We start from the raw sequence: 23615 nt of genomic DNA, 5'->3' as shown, positions 1-23615 counted from the left end.
ACTGGACGGATACTGTTGTCTTTATGGACAATGACAGGCTCGAAAGAGCGCCCACTTCTCATTGGTCTTCAACACGAAAATAAATTTGTGGCTATCTTCTAATGAAAAGGAGCGTGCTGTTATGAATACCTCTCTACGAGCGTCGGCGCACGTCTCGCATAAAGATTGGTACTCTATTGATTGGAGTATTATACAAAAATATGTAATGAAGTTACGACAAAGAATTTATCGTGCCGAACAACAAAAACAACGAAGAAAAGTAAGGAAACTTCAACGTTTACTCCTCCGGAGTAAAGCAAATCTACTGCTTTCTATTCGTAGAGTAACACAACAAAACAACGGTAAGCGTACACCTGGTGTAGATGGCTACATGGCCTCAAAACCAAGCGAACGTATAAAATTTTATCACCAGCTAGTGAAATACAATGTCTTTCGACATCGCCCAAAGCCAGCCAAACGAACATTTATCCCTAAGAAAAACGGAAAGCTAAGACCTTTGGGCATTCCCACAATGCGAGATCGAGTCTATCAAAACGTAGTAAAAAACGCACTCGAACCTCAATGGGAGGTTAAGTTTGAGCCTACTTCCTACGGTTTTCGTCCTAAACGAAGCACACATGATGCGATAAGCAACCTTTTTAATAAGCTTAACACCAACAGCAAGAAAAAGTGGGTGTTTGAGGGAGACTTTCTAGGATGCTTTGACCATCTTAATCATAAGTGGATAATGAAACAGACGTCTATGTTCCCAGGAAACACTCTCATTAAAAGGTGGCTTGAAATGGGATACGTAGAACATGACATGCTTCATACGACAACAGAAGGAACCCCTCAAGGTGGTTTGGTGTCTCCCCTTCTAGCTAATATCGCCTTATGCGGTATGGAAGAAGAAATTGGTATTGTCTATAAAAAGACATACAAACCAAATGGAGGGTACGTAATCGACCCAAAATGTAAGATAGGACGCGTTCTCTATGCAGATGACTTTGTCATCGTAACAGAAACAAAGGAACAGGCTGAAAGCATGTATGGGAAACTCACTCCGTACTTACAAAAGCGAGGAATTAATCTTAGCCAAGAGAAAACGAGAGTTACACACATTGAGGACGGGTTTGATTTTCTAGGCTTTTCGCTGCGTCAATACAAGGCAGGACAAGGAAAGAAGTTATTTATCAAACCTAGTAAAGACAGTATTCAAAAAGCTAAAAACAAGATAAAAGATACGTTCACAATGATGAGAGGACGACCAGTAAAAGAAATTATACGTGTCTTAAACCCTATTATTAGAGGTTACGGGCAGTATTGGAAACATGTCGTATCCAAACAGACGTTTAGCTATATGGACAATTATATTTTCTCTAAATTAGTCAAACACCTTAAACATTTACACCAAAAAAAGTCGTGGAAATGGATTACAAAGCGTTATTTTAGGAAACCCTACCACGGTGGAAATAATAGATGGATTCTTACATGTCCACTTACTAACATTCAATTGTTAAAAATGTCCTGGATTAAGATAGAACGACATGTCATGGTAGCCTATAAAAATAGCCCAGATAATCCTAGTCTAAAAGAATATTGGGAAAAGCGAGACCGTAAGGTCTTTAATAGTGAAAATACATTTGATAGGATGAAACTCGCAAGAAAACAAGGATATCGTTGTGCAATGTGTAAGCAGACTCTACAAAATGGAGAGAAAGTTGCAGTACGAAACCTAGAGGTTTCTACAGGTAAATTGGCTAAATTAGTACATGTACCATGTATTAAATAAGTTGTTCGGATAAAAAGAAGGCTTGAGCCGTATGACGGGAAATCTGTCACGTACGGTTCTTAGGGGGGCGGGCGCTCGTGAGAGTGCCTGCCTACCCGACGTAACTAGCCTTGAAAAGATGATATAAAGCTCTCTAAATTATAGTCTATATATGTGTTATTAATTTCTTTTACGCAAAATAGAAGATATAATTATTGGGTGAATTAGATATTTAAGGTAAAGAAAGGGTTGTCTAAAATTAAAGTAAAAAAACATTTATTAGTTTGTACATGTATCTTAGGACTATCTACATTAGGGGTGCTTATTCAAAGTTCAAATGAATCACCATTATTTGAAAGCTCCGATATAGCATTAAACGGTGATAATGATACTACTACACACATAACAGCAGAGGAACAAAAAGAAGCTGAGCTACATAGCATGCACATAACTAATAAGCAGCGAGAAGGTATTGTAAGAGATATTGAGAATCTAACTCAAGAAAGTGGTAATACGGTTGAAGTTAGTCTTTCAGCAGAGGATCAAAAACAAATAGAACAAGCACAGATCTTTAATGATAAAGGGAAATTTGAATGAAAAAAATAATGATAATTGCTTGTAGTTCTATTATTTTCATTGTTCTAATTACGTTTATTGTCTTTGTTAATTGGCAGCACATTTTTGGTGCAAATAGGCCAATTGCAAATGCTAAGGCAATCTATCAGCTAGAATTCAAAGATAAAGGGATAGCCGAAACATCAAATGTAGATAATGATATCTTGTATATAGTTCCTAAAGGACATTTAGATACCTACATTAAAACAATGAATAAAAAAGGATATAAGCTGTCAGAAAAAGATATAGATCACAACAGGTTAGTCTTTCAAAAAGGAAACAATTTTACAGAAATCAGTTATAAAAGATTTGCACGTAAATATACAATGATTGAAAGTCCATTTTTAAAAGAAATATAAAGATTTATTTAACAAAGGACAGGAAGCATTTAAAGTTCTTGGTCTTTTATAGTTCCGGTAATACGTTTTATGTTAACTAAGTTTATATTCGCTGTTAAAGAAACAAAAAAGAGACCAAGTATTTACTTGGTCTCTGCTAATTATTTTTCTGGTTTGATATAAGGAACCATTTGTGCGGTGGCTCCTACAGAAGCGCCACGAATGAAATCTTTATTTTCTAATGCTTTAAAATTTTTGGTTTGGCCTGTCACCATCACCCCTAGAATTTTAACTTTATCAAATGATTTGTCTTTGTTTGATGCTAGGAACTTCTGAATTGTTTCATCTTCAGCATTATATTTTTTTAGGTTCTTGGTAAATTCGTTGTAGCTCTCCTTAGGTGAACTAGATGGGTTAAACCCATAAACAGGCATACCAGTAGGTCCCTTACTTTCATCTACAATAGGTGACGCCATATACAACCATACAATATTCAAATTATCAGGAATTTGTTTTTGTATTTCCTCTAATGTATAGGGTTTTTCAAAAGAAATAGCCACTTCTGCAACGTGATTTTTCATTTTTGAGACTGCATTTAAATCGTTTTTAATTCCCCCATAATAATCTTCAATAGATGGATTATAAAAAGTACCAACTTTCTGTTTAGTTTGTTTATCATAATGATAAAGCTCATCATCGTGCGAATAGAAAGCTGGGACTAATTCATTACTATCAATATGGGACATAAACCAACCATATGAACTTGTTAGTGTGCTCCATTGAACTATGTAGCCATCAATATTTTTGGAACGATTTGTCACAATATTACCCCCAAATACTGAACTACTACTTCGTACTTGAGAATCAATTTGGATATTTGGTTCGGCAATCTCATTTTCTAAGAAAAGTGCATCGCTAAGCCTTGTAGTATTTTTGGTTACAAAATAATTGCCAACCCTATAAAGGGCTGCTAATGCTACAATTACAACCACAATTGATATAATGACTATTTTAAGAACTTGCTTGCGTTTGGCTTTTTGCAAAGCTTTCTGTAAAGAACTTTCCATTAACGTTTCCCCCCTGCTTTTGATTGAATCAAGTTACGAGCACGATATAATTTTTGCTTCACACTATTTACTTTAACGTCTAACATAGATGCAATTTCTTCATATGAAAAATCATAGTAATACTTTAGAAAAAAGACTTCTTTGTATTCTTTTCTTACATCCCTTAACAAAAAAAATATCTCATTTTTATTTAAGATGGCATCGAATTCACAGTCTGTATATTGTAATTTTGCATAAGTTTTCTCTGTTAAATAGATGTTTTGCTGTTCCTTTTTTCTCTTCAAGTCTATGTATTCATTCAGTGCAACTCTAAAAAACCAAGGACGTAATGTGCTCTCTTTTAGATCATCTAATAGTGTATATACCTTGTAAAAAGTATTTTGAATGATGTCTTCTGCATCTTCCTTTGTAGCGCCCTTAGCTAATAATAGTTTGAGCACTTCCTCTCCTAGATCGATAAGGTAGGAGGCGAGTATATCTTCTTTTTTCATTATTTATCCTCCCTGTACTTATACAACGAATAAGCCGTAATAAATGTATACACTTAAAGACGAGAAACAGAAAATTTTTGATTATAAATAAAAGGAGCACCGGTTCTAGAACCAGTGCCCCTTTTATTTACTAACTATAATCCATTTTATAGTGAATAAGAATCAATATCTTATACTTTTTACCACTATCCCTATCTTACTTAAGGTTTTACTATGTTATAATTATAGCCTTGTTTACATTTATGGTTAATAAATGATAATTAATCACATAATGGTAATTTTTATTTAACGGTAGGAGTGTTGTATGAAGTACGTAGAAGTTGTCACAGAAAGTAGAGTAAGAACAATCTCTTTAGTACTACTACTTGTCTTTATGAGTTTAGGGTGGTATCTAAATAGTTCTTTTTGGTACGAGGCAGTCATTATGGTTGTCTCAGTTGCATTTATCTTACATAGTTTACATTATTATTTGACAGGAGGAAACAAAACAGTAGCTACTATGGCTATAGTAGCAAGTTCAGCCTTTGGTTTGTTTAATTTATTGAGAACTTTTCTCTAAAATCATATGTTTTATACTGCAAGAAATGAGGATATTTCTATGTTTAAAAAGGTTTTAAGGTGTTATGACTACAAGCTTATTATAGCTTTAGTTATCTTAAGTATGATTGGTTTAATTATGGTTTACAGTGCCAGTATGGTAACAGCTATTGCTCGATATGGATTCACGGGTGATTACTTTTATCAAAAGCAAAAGCTTGCACTTATAGCAGGTTTTTTCTTTTTTTGTGTTACAGCTATTATCCCTTATAAGATTTATCAAGAAAAAAAAGTGTTGAAACTTGCATTAGGGGGAGTAACTACACTTCTAGTTCTGGTTCTTGTATTTGGACATACGGCAGGGAATGCAACAAGTTGGCTTGTTCTTGGTCCAATTAGAATACAACCATTAGAATTAACAAAACTCGTAATCATTGTGTATTTATCAGCTGTATTTACAAATAAGCAGCAATACATAAATGACTTAAAGCGTGCTATTATTCCACCTATTCTTATCGTCTTCTTTCTTTGCTTTTTAATTGCAATGCAGCCTGATTATGGAGGAATTCTTCTTATTTTAGGAATGGTTGCAGCTATTGTCTTATGTTCTGGTATTTCTAAAAAATCAATGTTAAAGATTGCGATGTTAGGAGTAGTAGGAATAGGAGTTATGCTTTTTGTTTTATTAGTAACTGGCCATATCGCTACAGTCTTTTCTCCAGTACGTATTTCTCGTTTCACAGGATTCTTACATCCATTTGAAAATCAACAAGGCGACGGTTACCAACTTGTTAACTCTTATTTGGCTATAGGAACTGGGGGACTACAGGGCTTAGGCCTAGGACAGGGTGTACAAAAAGCTGGTTATTTACCTGAATCTCATACAGATTTTATCATGGCAGTTATTGCAGAGGAATTAGGTTTCTGGGGAGTACTTATTGTCTTAGGCTTATTGTTTTTTATTATTATAAAAGGGTTAAGAATAGCACAAAAGTGTAAAGAACCATTTGGAGCATTATTAGCTATAGGCATTTCAGTTATGATTGGCATTCAAGTGTTTGTTAACCTTGGAGCAGTAACAGGTATCTTACCTATTACTGGTGTAACTTTACCGTTTGTGAGTTATGGTGGATCTTCCCTCACGTTATTAATGTTGTCTATGGGCGTATTAACTAATATCTCTATGTTTAATAAGTTTGAAGAAAAGCATAAGAAGGAATTAGTCAAACAAAGTAAGTTAGAGAGCGTTTAAATTGAGTAAACAAGGCATCTTATTTTACAAGATGCCTTGTTTATTTTCCTATAAATGGTTTTATGTGAACTACAAGGCGAAAAAGCCATCTTTAGGGAAGATAGCTCTTTCTACTGATAAATATTAGGTTGTAAGTTGAGTCCTAAAAGACTTCTCAAGTAGTGTACTCAAAGGTTGCATCAGTTATGCAACCGTTACATAGCAATTTTGCACTATCTATTGCATAAGTGAAAGTTTTAAAAAATGTATCTATATTTTCATTTTACGAAACAGACACGGAAAAACATGAAGATTTTTATTAAAATCTCTCAAATAAGAGAGTTTTTTTATTTTTTGTATAAAAAACACAACTTTTTTTGAAAAACTCTCGTCTAAGTAACGAATATTGGTTAAAAGGATGGTCAGGATATTGGAAAATACAAAAAAAGAAGAAATCGAGCGTTGGTATGACGACCATAGCGACGCCATATTAAAATTTATTTTAATGCTGGTGAAAGATTATCAGCAAGCTGAAGATTTAACGCATGAAACATTTGTAAAAGCTTACCTTTCTTATGATTCCTTTCAGAAAAACTCTAGCGAAAAGACGTGGCTGTTCCGTATTGCACATAATGTTACCATGGATTATTTTAGGAAACAAAAACCCTTAAGTCTTTTGAAAGATTTTGTTCTTTCTAAAACAGACAATAATCCTCTACCTCAAGAGATGATTGAGTTGAAAGAAACCTCTCTAGAACTGTATCAAGCGTTAGAAAAGCTTAAAGAAGCTCACAGAAAGGTCATTGTACTACGAAAAGTGCAAGGGTTTTCTGTTAAAGATACAGCTACTATCCTAGGATGGTCTGAAAGCAAAGTAAAGTCTACACAGTTCAGGGCAATTCCTGCTTTGAGAAAGCAGTTAGTAAAGGACGGATATATATATGAAGAAACGGTTTAATTCTTTTATGGATGATAGTTCACTAGAAAAACTGAATGAGGATTTGGTCTGGAAATCAAACCAAAAACAAAAACAGAAGCAGCGACTTCTAGAAGCCATTGATCAATTAGAGCAATCAGAATCAGTAAAGCCTGGAAACGATATATTACCTATGAAAAAAAATCACCTTCTAAGAAATGTTGTCTACTATGGGATTGCACTTGTTATTTTGAGTGGTGCATTCATTAGTTCAGCATTTGTTTCTCCTGCAATGGCTCAAGTAGTTTCTAAAATCCCTTATTTGGGTCAGATTTTCAAGAAAGAGTCTGTAGGCACTGAAATTATTAATACGCTAAGGAAAAAAGGTTATAAAATTGATTCTTTAGGTCAGACCTATTATGGAGGAAAGAAGCAAATTGAGATAAGTGTGGATGGTTCAGAGAAGTATTTTAAGCGCGTTAAAGGCGATATAAATAAAATTACAAAAGATATTTTAGAGGCACGTAACTATGATAGTTATAAAGTCAAAATTACACGGTATGATCCTGTTCAATATGAGTATAAACCTGATCCTCGTCAAGAAAAATACGACAAAATAAATCAAGAGATTGATGCTGAATTACAAAAACGTAATTATCATGTGTTAGATGCTAGCATAGCAGGATTTGACTCGGACGCCAGAGTAGCTCTAGAAGTACTTGATACTGAGAAGCATATTGAAGATATTAAACAAGTGATTAGCGATGTTCTTGTTAAAAATAACGAAGGAAAAACACCTATAAAGGTATATAAAATTAACTTAAAAAAGCAAGAACAAGAAGGTAGATGGGGAAATATCCTTGATGATGTTGGTGAAGATTTATTAGGAAAAGAGGAATATCATGTGAAGATGGTCGGCTACTCTGTTCACCCTGAACCACAGGTGTTTATTTATACATCATTAAGTTATTCTAAAGAGAATAAAGAGTTTGCCAACGAACTCCAAGGAATTATTGATGAATTCCTTCAAACAGATGACATGAAGGCTAAAATAAAAGGTGATCCTTATAAAATCATTATTTACGCTAAAGGAAAGAAAAAACTAAATTAAATAGACGCGTTCCTCCCCTGAGGATTAGGCTCACTATTTCTCAGGGTACTTCTTTTTTAGTTTATATCAAATGGAATACGGGCTATAACCTTACTGTGTATGAGTAATTTTTTCTCAGAAATAGAAAACTATTTTGTTTTTGAAGCGTCTAATTAACGATGTCAACAAATCTATATAGAAATGGTGTTTTACAAATGGAACGTAAGAAATCAGAAAGCTTTAATTATGGGCTTGCTTTCACCCTTTTGTTATTTTTTATCATTAGTTGTGTTGCTATTTTTAATGCCCAGCAAACAGGCCAGTACACAACAAACTTCGTCGTTAAACAAGTGGAATGGTACATTGTAGGCGGAGTCATTATCTTCATGATGATGAGGCCAGATGAAGACCAACTGAATCGGATCACGTGGTTTTTCTACGGTTTTACTATTTTTATTCTTATTTTGCTAATTATTTCGCCCACAAGTATTGCTCCTCTCAAAAACAATGCGAAAAGTTGGTTTGTGCTCCCTGGAATTGGTTCAATACAACCATCCGAGTTCATGAAAATCTCCTTAATATTAGCGTTTAGTAAAGTAATTCAACAACATAACGAAAAATTTAGAGTTAGAGATGTCAGCAGTGATTTGCTGCTCATTGGAAAACTGGGTGCAACTCTTTCTATCCCGATACTTTTGATTATGCAACAGCCCGATTTAGGAACAGCACTCGTAATGATTTTCTTGTTTTTTATGATGTTATTTATTTCAGGTGTCACGTGGAAGCTCATTCTTCCTATCTTTGCGTCTATGGGAGTAGTCGCTTCTATCATTTTATACATGGTACTGAATCATGCGGCAATCTTAGAAAAATACCTTCATTTACACCCCTACCAGTTCGATCGTATTTATGCGTGGTTTGACCCAGAATCATATGCTGGAAGTCTTTCCTACAACTACTTGCAGGTTGTAAAGGCAATTGGTTCGGGTTCTATATCAGGGCGAGATACCTCTCATTATGCTGTGTATGTTCCGGAAAAGCATTCAGATTTCATTTTTAGTGCAATTGGAGAGAACTATGGATTCGTGGGAACAAGTTTGGTTCTCCTTTTGTTTATGGTATTAATTTATCAAATTATAACGGTAGCCTTTCATACAAAAGATAAATATTCTACGTACATTTGTACAGGAATTATATCCGTTATTTTCTTCCATGTTCTTGAGAATGTTGGAATGTGTATAGGTCTTCTTCCTATTACAGGCATACCTTTACCTTTTATAAGCTATGGGGGCAGTTCTCTTATGAGTAGCATGTGTTTGATGGGACTCGTTTTAAATATTAGTTTTAGATCAAATGTGTATATTTTCGACCAAAGTGAGAGGTAACTAGAAATGAATCAAGAAGTGAAAAGTAATGAACCAAATATGACGTCTCAAACACGTCTGCATATAGTAAAATATATTTTATTTGTCTCTTTTGGGCTCTTGTACATTGGCTTTGTTATGTGGTGTTTGTAGCCTATTAGCCTAATTGAACTATTTTAAGGAAAATAAATTAAAAAAGAAAGTTCGATTTATAATTTCATAATTAAGTTAACAAAAAGAAACCTTTTCCTATACAGGCAAAGGTTTTTCAAGTTTATTAGAATAGGGGGAATACGTTATTAGTTTGGCCATATTTATAGATTAATATACATGGTGATTTATAATTTCAGTATTTAATAAAGTCTAAATATAGGGAAGGTGACAAGATGGATGAATTTAAAGATTTGCTATCTTACGGCATTTTAATGAAGCCTACTTCTTATTCTAAGTTAAGATTAGCTATTGAAGAGTTAACAACGGAGGAGTGGTTTAAAGAGTTGTATAAGGTTCCGTCTTATAACACTACAATTTGGAAGGACAAACAAATAAAAAGGATCCTTTTAGATCCTCAAAAAATAAAGATGATAAAACAAGATCAATCTCATGCAATGGAATTTATTGATCTTATCAAAGAATCAGCCGAATAAAACAAAGGCTTTGCTGATAAGCAGGGGCTTTGTTTTATAATTAAAATTTCCGATAAGAGTGATTATGGTAACTAAGTTTTTTACATGAACTATTACTTTAATGTTATTTTTAGTAATAGGGAGAGTGGGATATGAATTTAAAAAAGAGCCAGTCTTATATCGATTTGACAATAAGAAATTGGGATAACACAGAGTTTGGCAGTAAGTTGTGGGAAATGTGTGAAGCAGCTAGAGAATATAAAAATGATCAAGTTGAAGTCCATCAAGTAGTCAATTTAGGGAAACGTAAAGGCGAATGGCATTACTTAATTATCTTAAATATCAGTCAAGATTTGGATAATTTAGGAGAACTTATAGAAAGTAATTATAGGTAATTAAAGGCCCATTTTTCTATGTTGTAGAATAATGGGCCTTTGGTTCCTGTAATTGGTTTTATGTTAACTAAACGCTTATAAGGTATACATTTATAAAACAGAAAAAACTGCCATCGGTGAAGGCAGTTCTTCTGTTCTTGTTTAATGGTTGTTTTTTATTAAATATAACGATGCTTTTTGGATAAAACGAGAGCAGAGATACCAATCATTACCACACCCATGATGGCTGGAGTAGTGTGACTAACTATTGAATACAGCTGACCACCAATGATAGGTCCACTAAATCGGGCTAGAGATTGAATACTTTGAGCTCCCCCTAGTATTTGACCTTGTTCACTGTCACTAACAGATTTTGAAAGCATCCCGTTAAATGATGGCCCAAAGATTGAATCACCGAGTCCGAAGAAAACCATCCCAACGATAAAGACTAGAGAAAAGGCTGTAACGGCTGAAATGGCAATAAGGATAAAACCAATAATTTGACTTATCATGCCTAATAGAGCAATTTTTTTATCCGTCAAAGATTTGAGTAGTCGTGGCATAATAAGTGCTTGGGAAAAGATATCCAGTACACCTATTATAGAAAATGTCAGGCCAATCAATATAGGCTGCCATGCAAATGTATCTATTGAAAACTGAGAGAAGATAGCTTGTAATGATCCATTAGGAATCCAAATTAGAAAACCGGCAATTAGCAGCCATTTTACAGAGTGAAAGGAAAAAACCTTTGATAATTGTATAAATGGATTAAGATGTCTAACAGAGATACTGGAAGAGCGTCTGGACTTCTCAAGACTCTCAGGCATAAAAAAATAGCCATATATGGCATTGAGTAATGTAATAACCGTACCAGCATACATAGGAACACTGTTTCCAAAAGTCGCAAGTGCACCTCCAATGATAGGACCCAAAGCAGTGCCCACCCCAACAACAGCACTAATCCAACCAAAGTACTTAGTGCGTTCGTTTGAAGGTGTGATGTCTGCAAAGTAAGCAAAAATCGCTGAAATTTCACCACCTGTCAAACCTTCAATGATACGGCCAATGAAGAGAATCCAAAGTGCACCTCCAATTCCAAAGATAAAATAACCAAAGGCAGAGCCGATTAGACTAACAATTAATACTGGACGACGACCATATCTATCGCTTAACGCACCTAAGACTGGTGCAGCCAAGAAGACAGAAAGAGCGTATATAGAAGTAAGTAATGTCACTGCAGTAGCCTGACTGCTGGGACTACTAGTATAAGTCCTTACTAAAAAAGGTAAAACAGGGCTAACTATAGTCAATCCAAGACCCGTTAAGAAGACCGTGATAAGCCCAAACGTTAGGGCATGTTTATTTATTGAAGTATGCATAATAGTTCTCCTTTGACTTTATTGTTTCTAAGGAAACAAATACAAGTTTATTGTTTTATTGTTTCCTTGTCAACAATAAAACAACATAAAAAAACACCACTTACTCAGTGATATTTTTCAAATGATGTCTATATCGACCAATGAAACGAAAAATAGTGTCAAATTCCTCATCGGTCATGTACTTAAATACTTCTTTATCACGTTCAAGAAAAGATTGGTGTAATTCTTGATGGACATCATTTATTTTTTGTCCATTGGTTGTTAGGCGAAAATATATTTCCTTTTTATTTTCAACACTTTGATAACTCTCAATCATATTTTTAGCTATTAGCTTCTTAGTAAGCTTACTTATAGCACCTCGAGTCATGTAGCTTGCAGCTGCAAGCTTTGTTACATTTGCATTTGGGATTAAAGCAATATTTTCGATTAATTCTATTTCACTCAACTTATAGTCCTTTAAAGCCAATTCTACTTCCGGTTTATTACGCCAGATTATTTCATTACACAAATCCATAAGTTCACTCATTAACTGCTGCCTTTTATCCATACTAACTCCTCCCTAATTTGTATACAGTATAACGAGTTTTTGTTTCTTTCACAACGAAATAAAGCACTATAATACTTATTGAGAATACGTAACAAGGATCAATATTAATGAGAAGTAAATAATTAAGCTTTTTATTATAACTAATCTATCTTCTACTTTTCTTTCAAGACATTGATTTGTTTATATTATCCTAACAGGAAAATAGTGAAATATTTAATCTTACAATGTCTTTAACTAGATATTTTTAAGTAGGAATACAAAAATAATGTATTTTATTTATAAAAGTAAATAGATAAACTAACTTATAAAAATCTTAGTTGTATCATTTACACTAACTGACGACAAATACGAAGTTTTTCTACAAGGTATGTAAATAATAACGTTAATTTTAATGAAATGTGTTTAGATTTACTTAATGATGTGACAGAATTTAAACTGAACATAATCAAATTCATATAAACTAACTCTATATAGAGGATAAATGAGGTAATAAGAAAAAGAGAAGTCAGGATGAAAGAAATGAATTCAACAATAAAAAATCTACCTAATGGTTGCAAATTAGGTAGATTTTTATTTAAAGCTTGTCTTTTGTCATCTAAATTGTAACATAGTTTAGAAAGACACTTCAATTTTATTCGGTTGTTTTTTTAGTTTGTTCTGTGTGCCACCATAATGAATCTTTAGGATTTTCAACTGCTTCATTGTACTCATTCTTAGAGGAAACTGTTGGATATGAACCTTTGAGTGATTTTCCTGCCGTGTTCGCAAACAGGAACAAAATCACGAAAAATCCGATGATGCTCACAATGGTTAAATAGAACGCTGGAGCTAAGTGGTTGCCTGTTGCGTGAACTAACCATGTTGCAACTAATGGCGTCGTTCCACCAAAGATAGAAACTGAAACGTTAAACGTAATTGCTAATGTTCGGTAGCGAATATCTGTATAGAACATCGTTGGCAGTGTTCCTGGCATTGTCCCTTCATACGTAGCAAGGAAGATACCTAGAATAAGAATACCAATTGAAACAAAGATTAAACCGTTTAAATTGATTAAATAGAACGAAAAAGCTGACAGTAAGCTTAACCCACCTAAACCAATTAAGAAAACTTTCTTGTTTCCAATTTTATCACTTAGCTTTCCAAACATAAGCGCAAGTGGCACCATGATAATCATAATGGCCGTAATTAATACCGTACCCACTGTGTTTGATAAACCAATGATTTCATTTAAGTAAGATGGCATGTATGATAATAACATATAGTTTGTAATGTTAAAGAAAGCTACAGCTACAAAACAAACAAACACATCTTTTTTGTGATTTTTTAAAATAGAGAGGAAGCTTTCCTCTTCAATTTCATCTTCAGAATTCGAGATTTCATTTTCAAAAATAGGTGTTTCCCCTAAACTACTTCGTAAATAAAAACCAATTAGTCCTAAAGGTAACCCGAGTAAGAAGGGAATTCTCCAGCCCCATGAGGCCATCTGTTTATCTGATAGAAGAATAAACAGTAAGCTAGCGAGTAGTGAAGCAAGAATATAACCAACAAGTGTACCAATTTCTAATCCACTTCCAAGCATATTACGCTTATTATCTGGAGATGATTCTGCAATATACACCATCGCACCAGCATATTCACCACCAGTTGAAAAACCTTGAATGATTCGTGCAATTAATAGAAGGATAGGTGCCCATACACCGATTTGATCATATGTAGGTAATAATCCGATGAGTAATGTGGAAAAAGCCATTAAAATAATTGTAGTGGTTAAAACGACTTTTCGTCCTAACTTGTCTCCAATTTTACCGAATATAATACCGCCTAGTGGACGCATTAAGAAGGCAATGGCAAATGTGGCAAATGTGAACATTAATTTGAGTTGATCATTTTGAACTGCGCTAAAAAAGTTTTGACTAATGATAACAGCTAAATATGAATACAAACCAAAGTCAAACCATTCCATCGCGTTTCCTACCCCTGTAGCAAAGACGCTTTTTTTAGCTTTATCAATATCTACGACGTTAATTTTTTTCTTGTTAAACTTCATTTCATCACGTCACCTCCAAGATATAAGACTATACAAGAACAAGGATAAAAGTCAAACTAAAGACTTAGTTTATTAGACATCCAAAACCTTATGAATATTCATTATTTTTAGATGGAAGAGAGAAGAATATTCACGTCTAAGAAAAAAATCATGATGTATGTGCCATATATTATGTTCAACTTTGGTTAGGAGGCAAATAGTGAGGAAAAGATAAAAGAAACAGAAAAAAGCTACTGACTGACTCCACCAACAGTAGCTTTTTTCACCTAAAATAGAATAGGAAAGTCAATGCCTTTCGGCATTGTAAGTAGTTTATCCAAAAGATATTACGTTAATACCCTTAGAGATAAATACATGTTATGTGATTTCGAAGAAATTATCTCACCGGAAATGAGTTTCTTCGAGATATATGATAACAAACTTTTAAAGAAAAATCACTTAACTTGATTGATATACATACATATTAAAAGTGAAATATTTAGTTGAAAGGACTTATAAAATGGGTTAGCTGGGATCTGGGCTGTCCTCCAATTTTACTTTTCAGTATTTTTCCATTTTTAAACAAGATAAGGGTCGGGAATATGTCGACTGGGAATTTGTCGACTACCTTTTTTTCTTCATTCACATTAATTTCTACGAACTTAATATCTTTTTTAATATTCTTCTCTATAGATTCTAAGTTTGCTCGAGTTGTTTGGCACTCTTCTGTCTGGGGGTTAGAAAAATAAGCTAAGGTTATACCTTCTTTAATCAGTGAGAAAAAATTATCCTTTGTTCCTCTTAAAATAGTCATTACAACCCTCCACATCATTTTTTGTAATAAACACTTTAATTATATTTTATTCCTTGTCTCGCTAATCATTTCCAGTATAAGAACGCAAATAGATGGTGTGCTTTCTAGGTGACAGACACCTGAAGAATACGTATAATAAGGGAGAATGTTAACTTTAACCAAGTACATTCATTCAGACTAGGAGAAGACTTTCTTATTTGAGAAAGTCTTTTTCGTTTTAAATTTAAGAAGTATCTAAATCACACATTAGATTGTTGCAAGAGAGATTATTAAAAAGTGGGTTTCTACTAAAACCATAACATGGATTAAAAAGAAAATCATGCTATTTCCTTTTTGAAAATAAAACATACATAACAGATTATATGTGTTATAATTTAGCTATTCTGAAAATTAATTTTGACAACTGTTCAAAGGGGGCATGGTGGAACATGTTTCTTTATTTATGGGCAGTTGGTTTTTTTCTATTTACATTCTATTGAATTTTATTTATACTATCTTTACCTTACTGTAACGGAAATTATAGTGGGTGATTCTAACTACAAAAAGAGCCTTCTCATTCTTTGAGGAGGCTCTTTTTTATTCTTAAAGTACCATTATAATAACCTGCGCTTCTGATGAATTTTCTCAAATAGCAACTGTGTAACCATTTAAATATAGGTTAGTTACTTATAAAAAATATTTGTGAATTCCACATTTTATCTAGTTTACAAAACAATATGCTTAACATTATAATCTTTATAGTCTAAAAATTTTTACAACGAGGAGAAAAATATGACAGAATTTATTGCAATGCTTAATGATTATTTATGGTCCAAACTGATTGTTATCTTTTTGGTCGCAATTGGGCTTTTCTTAACAATTAGATTTGGCTTTTTACAAATAAAGTTCTTACCTGAAATGGTACGTCTATTAGGAGACGGACGCAAAAATAAAGATAAAGATAAGAAGAGTGTGTCTTCTTTGCAAGCATTCATGATTGGTATGGCTGCTCGTATTGGTACAGGTAATATCGCTGGAGTAGCAACAGCAGTTGCATTAGGAGGTCCCGGTGCAGTATTTTGGATGTGGGTTATCGCTTTAATTGGCTCAGCTTCAGCTTTTGTAGAAAGTACGTTAGCCCAAGTTTATAAAGTGAAAGACGGAGATGCTTGGCGAGGCGGACCTGCTTATTATATGGAAAAAGGTCTAGGAAAAAGAAAATTAGGTATTGCTTTCAGTATTTTAATTACGTTGTCTTTTGGTCTTATCTTTAATGCTGTTCAAGCGAATACGATTGCTGCATCAATTAACAATGAGTTCGGAATAAATACGACAATGACGGGGATCATTCTTACGGTTATTACAGCTCTTATTATATTTGGTGGCGTTCATTCCGTAGCTAAATTTTCTACAATTTTAGTACCAATTAAAGCAGGCGCTTATATTCTGTTATCGTTATGGATTATGATTGCAAACTATCACGTGCTTCCTAGTGTATTTAGTGCTATCTTTTCGGAGGGGCTATTCTCATTTAAACAATTATTTAGTGGAGTAATGGGTGCAGCTGTACTTCAGGGTATCCGTCGAGGATTATTTTCTAATGAAGCAGGAATGGGTTCTGCACCGAATGCTGCAGCTGCAGCTGATGTTACTCATCCAGCAAAACAGGGCTTTATTCAAGCTTTAGGTGTTATCATCGATACATTTGTTATCTGTTCATCTACAGTGATGATTGTATTAGTTTCTGGTGTATATAAAACCTCTGAGTTAACAGGTATTCCATTGACACAAGAATCTTTACGTGTAGGACTTGGTGGATTTGCGGCAACTTTCGTATCTATTTCTGTTTTCTTATTTGCGTTGAGTACCATCATGGGGAACTATTATTATGGTGAGTCAAACATTAGCTTTATGAAGCATAGCAAGAAAACAATCTTATTTTATCGTTTTGGAGTCATTTTAATGGTCCTATTTGGGGCATTATATAGCGCTGAGTTAGTTTGGTCTCTTGCAGATATCTTTATGGGACTAATGGTTCTAATTAATTTATATGCCATTACTCGCTTATCTAAAGTAGCTAAAGCCGTATTAAAAGATTATATAGCTCAAAAGAAACAAGGGAAAGATCCGGTATTTCATGCAGACAGTATCTCACACTTACCAGGTCGTGAAACATTAGAGGCTTGGAATGAGGAAGAAAAAACTCAAAAACAAATTGTGAGTTAAATTACTGAGAGTACTTTCAGTAGTAAACTCATTATAGAGAAACTATAAATCAAAAAAGCTACTTTATTAAAGTAGCTTTTTTGATTTAAGTTCTTAGAGAATTTAAAATCTAATTTGTATCATTTGGTGCTTTACGAGAAGTGAATCTGTTATCCCTTTTGAATAATGAAAGGATTATCATTACAAGAACGAAAGCCACGCAAACTGTAGAGCTTAATCTATTCGCACTATCTATTAGAAAGACTATAAAGCTAATAACTAATGCACATGCAGCAAAAATTGTTAAATAAGGGAATCCCCAAAGCTTAAAATATGGTTTTTGTTTATATTGAGGACGTAGCTTTAGCTGAGCTAAGCAAATACTAATCCATATAAGAGAAACTGTAAAACCAGGAATAGCTAATAAGTAAGAAAAAGCTTTTTCAGGATATAAGTACACAATGTATGTTCCCATTAATAAGAATAAGACGCTGAAAGCCAAACTGTAAATAGGTACGCCTTGTTTATTTACATAGGACAAGCTTTTAGGTGCATCTCCCGACTGAGATAAAGAATGAAGCATCCTTGTACAGCCATAAATACCTGAATTGGCTGCTGAAAGGACAGCTGTTAATAAAATAAAGTTCATAACATGAGAAGCCCCTTGAAGCCCGGCTATTTCGAATACTTGGACAAAAGGGCTAGCATTTGCATCAATTTTATCCCAAGGTATTAAGCCACAGATAATAAAGATAGGTAAGGTGTAAAATAGAACTACTCTCCACATAACACCTTTAACTACGCCTGGTAAGACCTTTTCAGCATCTTTCGTTTCTGTAATAGTTAAGCCAATTAGTTCTGAGCCTCCATATGAGAAGATCACTACAAGCAAGGTAGAAAAAACGGCTTTCCAACCATTTGGGACAAAGTTGCTATAATTATGAAGGTACTCAGAAGATGGGCTATTACTTGGAATGATTCCAAATAAAATAATTACACCTAATAGAATGAAAGCAATAATAACAAAGATTTTAATGCCTGCAAACCAAAACTCAATTTCTCCAAAAGACTTTACACTTGTAGCATTGATTAAGATAAGTACGATGGAACAAATAAGACAAAGAATCCATAAAGGAATAGAAGAAAACCAATACTGCAGAAAACTACCTGCAGCGATGACTTCAATAACACACACGGTAAGCCACATAAAGCAATAAGTAGCTCCAGTTACAAAAGAAAAACGCCTCCCAAAAGCTTTTTGAATTAGATCCTTCATATTGTGAGATGGGTATACAATGGCCATTTCAGCCAAAGCTCCCATTACAATGAGAAGCAATAGACCAGCAAATAAGTATGAAAAGATAACGGAAGGTCCTGCTAATCCAATCGTATCAGCACTTCCTTTAAAAATTCCTGTTCCAATCATTCCTCCAATAGCAATCATTCGAATGTGTCGCGGTAATAATTGCTTCTTTAACGTATTCTTTGATGCAGTATTTTCTTTCATGATGCCCTCCTTTTAACATAAAAAAGCCCCTGCTGAATCATTCAGCAGGGACGAAAATTTCGCGGTACCACCCTATATTGTAAAAAACATCTTACCTCTCAATTAGCATAACGGTTTTATCCGTCCTCTCTAAAACAACTTTAGAAGAGGAAGCTCTAGGAGTGAATTTCATCTCTAATCTTTGTACTGACTTCCACCTATTGTCAGCTCTCTATAACAGGGAGGTTAAAGTTACTTACGGTCCTATCTTCGCTTTTGTTTATTAAATTAAATCATATGTAATGTATATCATCTTAGTTAGTTTAGAATTAAAAGTCAATATATATTTTACTCCATGTAAAATTATAAGAAGCGTTATTGAGAGTTGCATAAATATATTATTAGGTTTCCTTATTTATTTTCCAATCAGTCATGTGTACTATAGTTGAACTATATACTTATCTAAATAGAAAAACTACTGCACGAGAATGAACTGAACCCAAAAAGTTAGACACGTTATTTAGGCAGCTAATGAGGATTGAATTCTGTATTCTACAGGGGTCAATCCTTTTAATTTTTCTTTTATTCGTAGATGGTTGTAATATAGGATATAGGCCTCTAATTCCTGTTTGAACTTTTCTATACTTTCAAATTCTTGTAGATAGAGTAACTCTGATTTTAATAGACCAAAGAAGTTTTCAATAACCGCATTATCTAAACAGTTACCCTTACGGGACATGCTTTGAGTAATGTTATTTCCCTTCAATAAATGCTGATATTTGGTCATTTGGTAGTGCCATCCTTGATCAGAATGAAGAATAGGGCAGTCTCCCTCATTTAAACAGTCAAATGCTTTATGTAACATCGTAGTGACCAGTGAAAATACAGGTCTCTTGTCGATATGGTAGGAGATAATTTCCCCATTAAAAAGGTCCAAAATAGGCGATAAGTAAAGCTTCTCTCCGAATAGGTGAAACTCTGTGATATCGGTTACCCATTTTTCATTTGGTTTAGATGCTTTAAAATCACGTTTAAGGATATTTGGAGCGATTCTTCCTGTTCTCCCACGATAAGAACGATACTTTTTGAGCCGAACGAGGCACTTTAAGCCTAGCTCTTTCATCAATCGACAGACCGTCTTATGATTAATAAGATAGCCTAGACGGTGTAATTCTAGCGTAATACGACGATAACCATACCTCCCTTTGTGTTTATGAAAGATATGATGAATGGTTTCTTTAACTTCTTTATACTTGTCAGGGCGCTTAAAGGCTTTTATCCAATAATAATACGTACTACGAGCGATTCTAGCTACTTTGATAAGGTCGACGACCTTATACTCATGCCTTAATTCAAACACTACTTGGGCTTTTTCTCGCTCTTTAATTCCCTTGATGTTTGTACTAAGGCGTTCAACTTTTTTAAGTACGCATTTTCCATTCGTAAATATTCAAGTTCCTTTACTAGCTCTTCATTTGTTTTCTGTGAATCATTATTTTTAATCGGATTCTTCTTCACTTTTGGCGGCCTCCTGGTCTTGGCATACAAGCCGTCCATGCCCTGTTCTTCAAAGATCCTTCTCCATTTTATAACCGTTGAATATGAAGGGATATTAAATACAGAAGATGCTTCACGAATAGACGCTCCCGTTTTTTCAATATACGTTAATACGTCCATTTCAAACTCGGCAGAGTACTTTGTATACGTTGATTCTAAACCTTCTTTCCCATGTTTTTTAAATAATGCCACCCATTGAATAACATCTGATGTATTCGCACCATATAACTCAGCTGTTTCTTTATATGAATATTGCTTATTGATGTAAAAATCTACAGCTTTTAACTTTGTTTCAAGTGTGTGTTTTGACATAAAAAACTGCACCTCCAATTATTAGTTTTTGTCTAACAATTGGGGTGCAGTTCAAATCAACATACAAAAGCTTATCTACAAACAGATAAGCTTTCGTAGTTTGCTCAATAAACAAATTTTTATTCATCATAGATAGTTTCAATAGAATAAGTTATACAATTGGTTTATAAATTATAAAAATAGGATAGCTTAGATTGAAATAAAAAAGGAGGTTATAATGTATGTCCCGAACTACTATTCCCAGAGCTGCTGTGCGTGGTACAGCTTCTGGAGTTATCTTCATGGCATTTTTCGGCACTCTTTGGGCAGGAATTGGAATTAGAGGAATGCAAGGGTTTGAATTTCCTGTACTTATCACCCTATCTTTATTGATTGGAGTCGTATTATTTATCTGTGCAATTGCATTAATAAAGAATTCTCGTCAATTAACTAATGAAGTAATTAAAAAGGATGGGAATCGTTGGAGAAAAAAGAATAGATGGTTCGGTATTATTTTCAGTTTAGAAGGTCTCTTGATTGCTATTGCTAATTTTATTTGTATATCTACTAATCACTTAAATTTGTTTGTTCCTGTTATGGCCCTTATTGTCGGTGCTCATTTTTTCCCTCTAGCATCTCTGTTTCAAGTCCCAATTTATTATATTACGGGCACACTTCTTTGCTTACTTTCAACTATTATCATGTTAACTTTTCCTGTGAAAATAATAATAAGCGATCATCAAATTATGGCATGGTGGGTATCTCTAGGTTTTGGCTCAGCTCTAATATTATGGGGAACTGGAGTAATCGTTTGCCTTAAAGGATTTAGGCTACTTAGCTTAGCTCAGCATGGAGATGAAAATAGTAAGGTATCTACAAGATTATAATGTGCTTTTCGCTACCGGTAAATGACATTATGTTAACTAAAATTCACTCGTATTCTTGCTAAACAAGATGAATTTGTTTATTATATATATGAAACAAACAGGAGATGAGCAGATGAATATTAATAATAAACAATCGTTTTCTAAAGTTCCACGTCGAAAGCTAGTCGATGAAGTGTTGGAACAGCTTCAGCATAAAATTTTTTCGGGTCAGTATCAGGTTGGGGATCAACTTCCAGCTGAGCCTCAATTAATGGATGAGCTAGGAGTAGGACGATCTACATTGCGAGAAGCAGTTAAAATTCTCGTTCATGCAAATATATTAGAAGTTAAACAAGGAAAAGGAACGCGGATTAAATCATTAAACTTCACACAAGATTCGTTTGAAGAAAGGCTACAAAATGCAGACATGGACCATATTTATGAAGCGCGAGAAATGTTGGATCTGCAAGTTGCTATATTAGCTGCGAATCGCCGAACAGAAGAGGACTTGTTAAAGATGAAAGGCCACTTAGATAAGCGAAAAAAAGAGCTTGAAAAAGGTAACTATGCTGAATATATAGATGCTGACATTCAGTTTCATCTTTCAATTGCAGAAGCAAGTAAAAATATGGTTTTATTGGATTTATATCAATCATTTGTACCGATACTGCGACATACATTGAGCCAGTTAATTTTAAAAACTGTGGATTATAAGGATAATTCCATCATCCATGAAAAATTATTTATGGCTATTTTGAATCAAGATATAGAAAAAGCGAAAGAATATGCCATTCAAAACTTGGAGCTTAAATAAGTTCCTTTTTTTAAAAATTAAACATCAGATGATATACTGAATTACAGAAGGAGAAAGAAATGAAATCAAAAGAGAGAATATATGTGTATGTGATCGCTTTATTTTTAGTTTCGATTAATTTACGTATAGGTATTACATCCATATCACCTGTGCTGGAAGTGGTGCGGCACCAATTAGGGATGAGTAATTTTACGGTTAGTTTTCTAACAGCCATTCCGGTTTTATGTATGGGATTATTTGCTTTGTTTACAGGAAAGCTTGAAGGGAGATGGGGAGCTGAAAAGGTCATTGCTCTTTGTCTAGTCATTATTGGCGGTGCAACTTGTATGAGGGCTGCCGCACATTCAATATCTGCTCTTTTAAGTAGCGCTTTAATTTTAGGTATTGGTATAGCCATTGCTGGACCCTTATTATCAGGATTTATAAAAAAGAAATTCCCTAACAGGATTGGCACCATGATAGGTGTTTACTCAGTTGGAATGGGGACGGGCGCCTCTTTAAGTGCAGGGTTAACGGTTCCTTTACAGCATCTGTTACACAATTCTTGGAGCTTAGCTCTTGCTAGCTGGAGTGTGCTTGCCATTATTGCTCTTATTGTTTGGTATCCTATATTACAGGAACGTAAAGCTCAGCAAGCGTCTGGCTCACAAAAAAATCAACTACCTTTAAAAAGTAAAAAAGCTTGGCTATTTACGCTTTTCTTTGGACTGCAGGCTGGTATTTTCTATTCGGTTACAACATGGCTAGCACCAACAGCACATGATCTGGGCATGACGAATAAAGAAGCTGGTACACTTATTACTGTTTTTACGTTTGTTCAAATGGCGTTTAGCTTCTTTATTCCAACATTAGCTGATTACTATAAGAATCGAACATTTTGGCTTGTAAGTAGTACCTTATTTGTATTAATTGGTTTATTACTTATCGTCTATCCCATAACGACGCTGTGGATCTCTTCGATCTTATTAGGAGTAGGACTTGGAGGACTTTTTCCTTTAGCTCTTATGCTTCCCTTAAATGAGACCCAGACATCAAAAGAAGCAAGCTCATGGACAGCTATGATGCAATCAGGGGGATATATATTAGGAGGATTTATTCCGGTTTTATCTGGTATCGTACGCGATACTTTTCATACAAACACACAAGTATTTTTTATCTTAATTGTGTTAACAGTTAGTTTGTTGGTACTCACTGTATTCATGCATGAGCGAGCTACTCGAAACGAATTATCACATGGATAAAAGTAGATATA

General features: G+C 34.2%; 22 protein-coding genes and 1 other annotated feature. Of the genes, 14 read left to right on the top strand and 8 right to left on the bottom strand.

All coding sequences use genetic code 11. The features are described from left to right. Positions 1 to 121 precede the first annotated feature (121 nt). The 3 genes from ltrA to SCI76_RS26980 all read left to right on the top strand — a co-directional run bounded on the left by ltrA (position 122) and on the right by SCI76_RS26980 (position 2724). Positions 122 to 1771 (top strand): group II intron reverse transcriptase/maturase, encoded by a 1650-nt coding sequence (ltrA, locus tag SCI76_RS26990; protein ID WP_345936451.1) that lies wholly within the window; start codon positions 122 to 124, stop codon positions 1769 to 1771. 228 nt (positions 1772 to 1999) lie between these two features. Beyond that, positions 2000 to 2347 carry a hypothetical protein gene (locus SCI76_RS26985; RefSeq protein ID WP_154990994.1) on the top strand — a complete coding sequence of 116 codons (348 nt, stop codon included), beginning with the start codon at positions 2000 to 2002 and terminating at the stop codon, positions 2345 to 2347. Beyond that, positions 2344 to 2724 (top strand): hypothetical protein, encoded by a 381-nt coding sequence (locus tag SCI76_RS26980; RefSeq protein ID WP_098113468.1) that lies wholly within the window; start codon positions 2344 to 2346, stop codon positions 2722 to 2724. The genes SCI76_RS26985 and SCI76_RS26980 overlap by 4 nt, the downstream gene beginning before the upstream one ends. Before the next feature lie 140 nt (positions 2725 to 2864). On the opposite strand, the gene SCI76_RS26975 is transcribed toward SCI76_RS26980, so the two are convergent. Both SCI76_RS26975 and SCI76_RS26970 read right to left on the bottom strand, forming a co-directional pair. Continuing rightward, entirely contained in the window at positions 2865 to 3770 is a 906-nt protein-coding gene (locus SCI76_RS26975) for a sigma factor regulator N-terminal domain-containing protein (RefSeq protein WP_155017597.1), read from the bottom strand. Continuing rightward, a complete protein-coding gene (locus SCI76_RS26970; RefSeq protein ID WP_155017596.1) occupies positions 3770 to 4261 on the bottom strand; it encodes an RNA polymerase sigma factor in 492 nt (163 codons plus the stop codon). The genes SCI76_RS26975 and SCI76_RS26970 overlap by 1 nt, the downstream gene beginning before the upstream one ends. 304 nt (positions 4262 to 4565) lie before the next feature. On the opposite strand from SCI76_RS26970, the gene SCI76_RS26965 reads away from it, so the two are divergent. The 7 genes from SCI76_RS26965 to SCI76_RS26935 all read left to right on the top strand — a co-directional run bounded on the left by SCI76_RS26965 (position 4566) and on the right by SCI76_RS26935 (position 10420). After that, positions 4566 to 4820, top strand: a complete 255-nt coding sequence (locus tag SCI76_RS26965) for a hypothetical protein (RefSeq protein WP_155017595.1) — start codon at positions 4566 to 4568, stop codon at positions 4818 to 4820. A gap of 39 nt (positions 4821 to 4859) precedes the next feature. Continuing rightward, positions 4860 to 6050, top strand: a complete 1191-nt coding sequence (locus SCI76_RS26960) for an FtsW/RodA/SpoVE family cell cycle protein (RefSeq protein WP_155017594.1) — start codon at positions 4860 to 4862, stop codon at positions 6048 to 6050. Between the two features lie 409 nt (positions 6051 to 6459). After that, positions 6460 to 6987, top strand: coding sequence for an RNA polymerase sigma factor (locus SCI76_RS26955; RefSeq protein WP_247807465.1), 528 nt, complete (start codon positions 6460 to 6462; stop codon positions 6985 to 6987). After that, positions 6971 to 8056: a DUF4030 domain-containing protein gene (locus SCI76_RS26950; RefSeq protein ID WP_155017592.1), complete on the top strand. Its 1086-nt coding sequence runs from the start codon at positions 6971 to 6973 to the stop codon at positions 8054 to 8056. The genes SCI76_RS26955 and SCI76_RS26950 overlap by 17 nt, the downstream gene beginning before the upstream one ends. 194 nt (positions 8057 to 8250) lie before the next feature. After that, positions 8251 to 9420, top strand: coding sequence for an FtsW/RodA/SpoVE family cell cycle protein (locus tag SCI76_RS26945; RefSeq protein ID WP_155017591.1), 1170 nt, complete (start codon positions 8251 to 8253; stop codon positions 9418 to 9420). A gap of 365 nt (positions 9421 to 9785) precedes the next feature. Beyond that, on the top strand, positions 9786 to 10046 hold the full coding sequence (locus SCI76_RS26940; RefSeq protein ID WP_048022077.1) for a hypothetical protein: 261 nt from the start codon (positions 9786 to 9788) through the stop codon (positions 10044 to 10046). 131 nt (positions 10047 to 10177) lie between these two features. Continuing rightward, positions 10178 to 10420: a hypothetical protein gene (locus SCI76_RS26935; protein ID WP_047751991.1), complete on the top strand. Its 243-nt coding sequence runs from the start codon at positions 10178 to 10180 to the stop codon at positions 10418 to 10420. Between the two features lie 158 nt (positions 10421 to 10578). Here the strand turns inward: SCI76_RS26935 and SCI76_RS26930 are convergent, their stop codons facing one another. The 4 genes from SCI76_RS26930 to SCI76_RS26915 all read right to left on the bottom strand — a co-directional run bounded on the left by SCI76_RS26930 (position 10579) and on the right by SCI76_RS26915 (position 15165). After that, positions 10579 to 11778, bottom strand: a complete 1200-nt coding sequence (locus tag SCI76_RS26930) for an MFS transporter (protein ID WP_098113791.1) — start codon at positions 11776 to 11778, stop codon at positions 10579 to 10581. 100 nt (positions 11779 to 11878) lie between these two features. Further along, complete coding sequence (locus SCI76_RS26925; protein WP_098113792.1) at positions 11879 to 12325, bottom strand: MarR family transcriptional regulator; 447 nt, start codon at positions 12323 to 12325, stop codon at positions 11879 to 11881. 631 nt (positions 12326 to 12956) lie between these two features. Beyond that, positions 12957 to 14372: an MFS transporter gene (locus SCI76_RS26920; RefSeq protein WP_099331388.1), complete on the bottom strand. Its 1416-nt coding sequence runs from the start codon at positions 14370 to 14372 to the stop codon at positions 12957 to 12959. A 478-nt stretch (positions 14373 to 14850) separates the two neighbouring features. Further along, positions 14851 to 15165, bottom strand: coding sequence for a co-chaperone YbbN (locus tag SCI76_RS26915; RefSeq protein WP_157774346.1), 315 nt, complete (start codon positions 15163 to 15165; stop codon positions 14851 to 14853). Between the two features lie 771 nt (positions 15166 to 15936). On the opposite strand from SCI76_RS26915, the gene SCI76_RS26910 reads away from it, so the two are divergent. Beyond that, positions 15937 to 17370, top strand: coding sequence for a sodium:alanine symporter family protein (locus tag SCI76_RS26910; RefSeq protein WP_048018741.1), 1434 nt, complete (start codon positions 15937 to 15939; stop codon positions 17368 to 17370). A 109-nt stretch (positions 17371 to 17479) separates the two neighbouring features. Here the strand turns inward: SCI76_RS26910 and SCI76_RS26905 are convergent, their stop codons facing one another. Further along, complete coding sequence (locus SCI76_RS26905; RefSeq protein WP_407545307.1) at positions 17480 to 18856, bottom strand: amino acid permease; 1377 nt, start codon at positions 18854 to 18856, stop codon at positions 17480 to 17482. A 43-nt stretch (positions 18857 to 18899) separates the two neighbouring features. Continuing rightward, positions 18900 to 19115, bottom strand: a binding site (T-box leader). 240 nt (positions 19116 to 19355) lie between these two features. Beyond that, positions 19356 to 20704, bottom strand: a protein-coding gene (locus SCI76_RS26900; protein ID WP_407545306.1) for an IS3 family transposase whose coding sequence is annotated in 2 segments (ribosomal slippage) — positions 19356 to 20260 and positions 20260 to 20704 — 1350 coding nt in all. Because the reading frame shifts where the segments join, the coding sequence is not laid out codon by codon here. A gap of 221 nt (positions 20705 to 20925) precedes the next feature. Between SCI76_RS26900 and SCI76_RS26895 the strand changes: the two genes are divergently transcribed. The 3 genes from SCI76_RS26895 (at position 20926) to SCI76_RS26885 (ending at position 23604) form a co-directional block, all read left to right on the top strand. Next, positions 20926 to 21570, top strand: coding sequence for a DUF7010 family protein (locus SCI76_RS26895; RefSeq protein ID WP_407545305.1), 645 nt, complete (start codon positions 20926 to 20928; stop codon positions 21568 to 21570). A gap of 112 nt (positions 21571 to 21682) precedes the next feature. Then, positions 21683 to 22363, top strand: a complete 681-nt coding sequence (locus tag SCI76_RS26890) for a FadR/GntR family transcriptional regulator (protein ID WP_407545304.1) — start codon at positions 21683 to 21685, stop codon at positions 22361 to 22363. 59 nt (positions 22364 to 22422) lie between these two features. Then, the gene (locus tag SCI76_RS26885) at positions 22423 to 23604 is read left to right on the top strand and encodes a CynX/NimT family MFS transporter (RefSeq protein ID WP_407545303.1); all 1182 of its coding nucleotides are present in this window, start codon (positions 22423 to 22425) and stop codon (positions 23602 to 23604) included. Positions 23605 to 23615: the final 11 nt, after the last annotated feature.

The sequence above is a fragment of the Priestia sp. HNGD-A6 genome, assembly GCF_045784335.1.
Taxonomy (GTDB): domain Bacteria; phylum Bacillota; class Bacilli; order Bacillales; family Bacillaceae_H; genus Priestia; species Priestia zanthoxyli.
Note: the sequence above shows the minus strand (reverse complement) of the source record. Positions and strands in the feature narration are given on the sequence as shown.

What these genes read in the sequence shown, in the direction of transcription:
- ltrA (WP_345936451.1), top strand. Translation starts at nt 122, where the DNA reads ATGAATACCTCTCTACGAGCGTCGGCGCACGTCTCGCATAAAGATTGG.
- SCI76_RS26980 (WP_098113468.1), top strand. Translation starts at nt 2,344, where the DNA reads ATGAAAAAAATAATGATAATTGCTTGTAGTTCTATTATTTTCATTGTT.
- SCI76_RS26975 (WP_155017597.1), bottom strand. Translation starts at nt 3,770, where the DNA reads ATGGAAAGTTCTTTACAGAAAGCTTTGCAAAAAGCCAAACGCAAGCAA.
- SCI76_RS26970 (WP_155017596.1), bottom strand. Translation starts at nt 4,261, where the DNA reads ATGAAAAAAGAAGATATACTCGCCTCCTACCTTATCGATCTAGGAGAG.
- SCI76_RS26965 (WP_155017595.1), top strand. Translation starts at nt 4,566, where the DNA reads ATGAAGTACGTAGAAGTTGTCACAGAAAGTAGAGTAAGAACAATCTCT.
- SCI76_RS26960 (WP_155017594.1), top strand. Translation starts at nt 4,860, where the DNA reads ATGTTTAAAAAGGTTTTAAGGTGTTATGACTACAAGCTTATTATAGCT.
- SCI76_RS26950 (WP_155017592.1), top strand. Translation starts at nt 6,971, where the DNA reads ATGAAGAAACGGTTTAATTCTTTTATGGATGATAGTTCACTAGAAAAA.
- SCI76_RS26945 (WP_155017591.1), top strand. Translation starts at nt 8,251, where the DNA reads ATGGAACGTAAGAAATCAGAAAGCTTTAATTATGGGCTTGCTTTCACC.
- SCI76_RS26940 (WP_048022077.1), top strand. Translation starts at nt 9,786, where the DNA reads ATGGATGAATTTAAAGATTTGCTATCTTACGGCATTTTAATGAAGCCT.
- SCI76_RS26935 (WP_047751991.1), top strand. Translation starts at nt 10,178, where the DNA reads ATGAATTTAAAAAAGAGCCAGTCTTATATCGATTTGACAATAAGAAAT.
- SCI76_RS26930 (WP_098113791.1), bottom strand. Translation starts at nt 11,778, where the DNA reads ATGCATACTTCAATAAATAAACATGCCCTAACGTTTGGGCTTATCACG.
- SCI76_RS26925 (WP_098113792.1), bottom strand. Translation starts at nt 12,325, where the DNA reads ATGGATAAAAGGCAGCAGTTAATGAGTGAACTTATGGATTTGTGTAAT.
- SCI76_RS26920 (WP_099331388.1), bottom strand. Translation starts at nt 14,372, where the DNA reads ATGAAGTTTAACAAGAAAAAAATTAACGTCGTAGATATTGATAAAGCT.
- SCI76_RS26915 (WP_157774346.1), bottom strand. Translation starts at nt 15,165, where the DNA reads ATGACTATTTTAAGAGGAACAAAGGATAATTTTTTCTCACTGATTAAA.
- SCI76_RS26910 (WP_048018741.1), top strand. Translation starts at nt 15,937, where the DNA reads ATGACAGAATTTATTGCAATGCTTAATGATTATTTATGGTCCAAACTG.
- SCI76_RS26905 (WP_407545307.1), bottom strand. Translation starts at nt 18,856, where the DNA reads ATGAAAGAAAATACTGCATCAAAGAATACGTTAAAGAAGCAATTATTA.
- SCI76_RS26895 (WP_407545305.1), top strand. Translation starts at nt 20,926, where the DNA reads ATGTCCCGAACTACTATTCCCAGAGCTGCTGTGCGTGGTACAGCTTCT.
- SCI76_RS26890 (WP_407545304.1), top strand. Translation starts at nt 21,683, where the DNA reads ATGAATATTAATAATAAACAATCGTTTTCTAAAGTTCCACGTCGAAAG.
- SCI76_RS26885 (WP_407545303.1), top strand. Translation starts at nt 22,423, where the DNA reads ATGAAATCAAAAGAGAGAATATATGTGTATGTGATCGCTTTATTTTTA.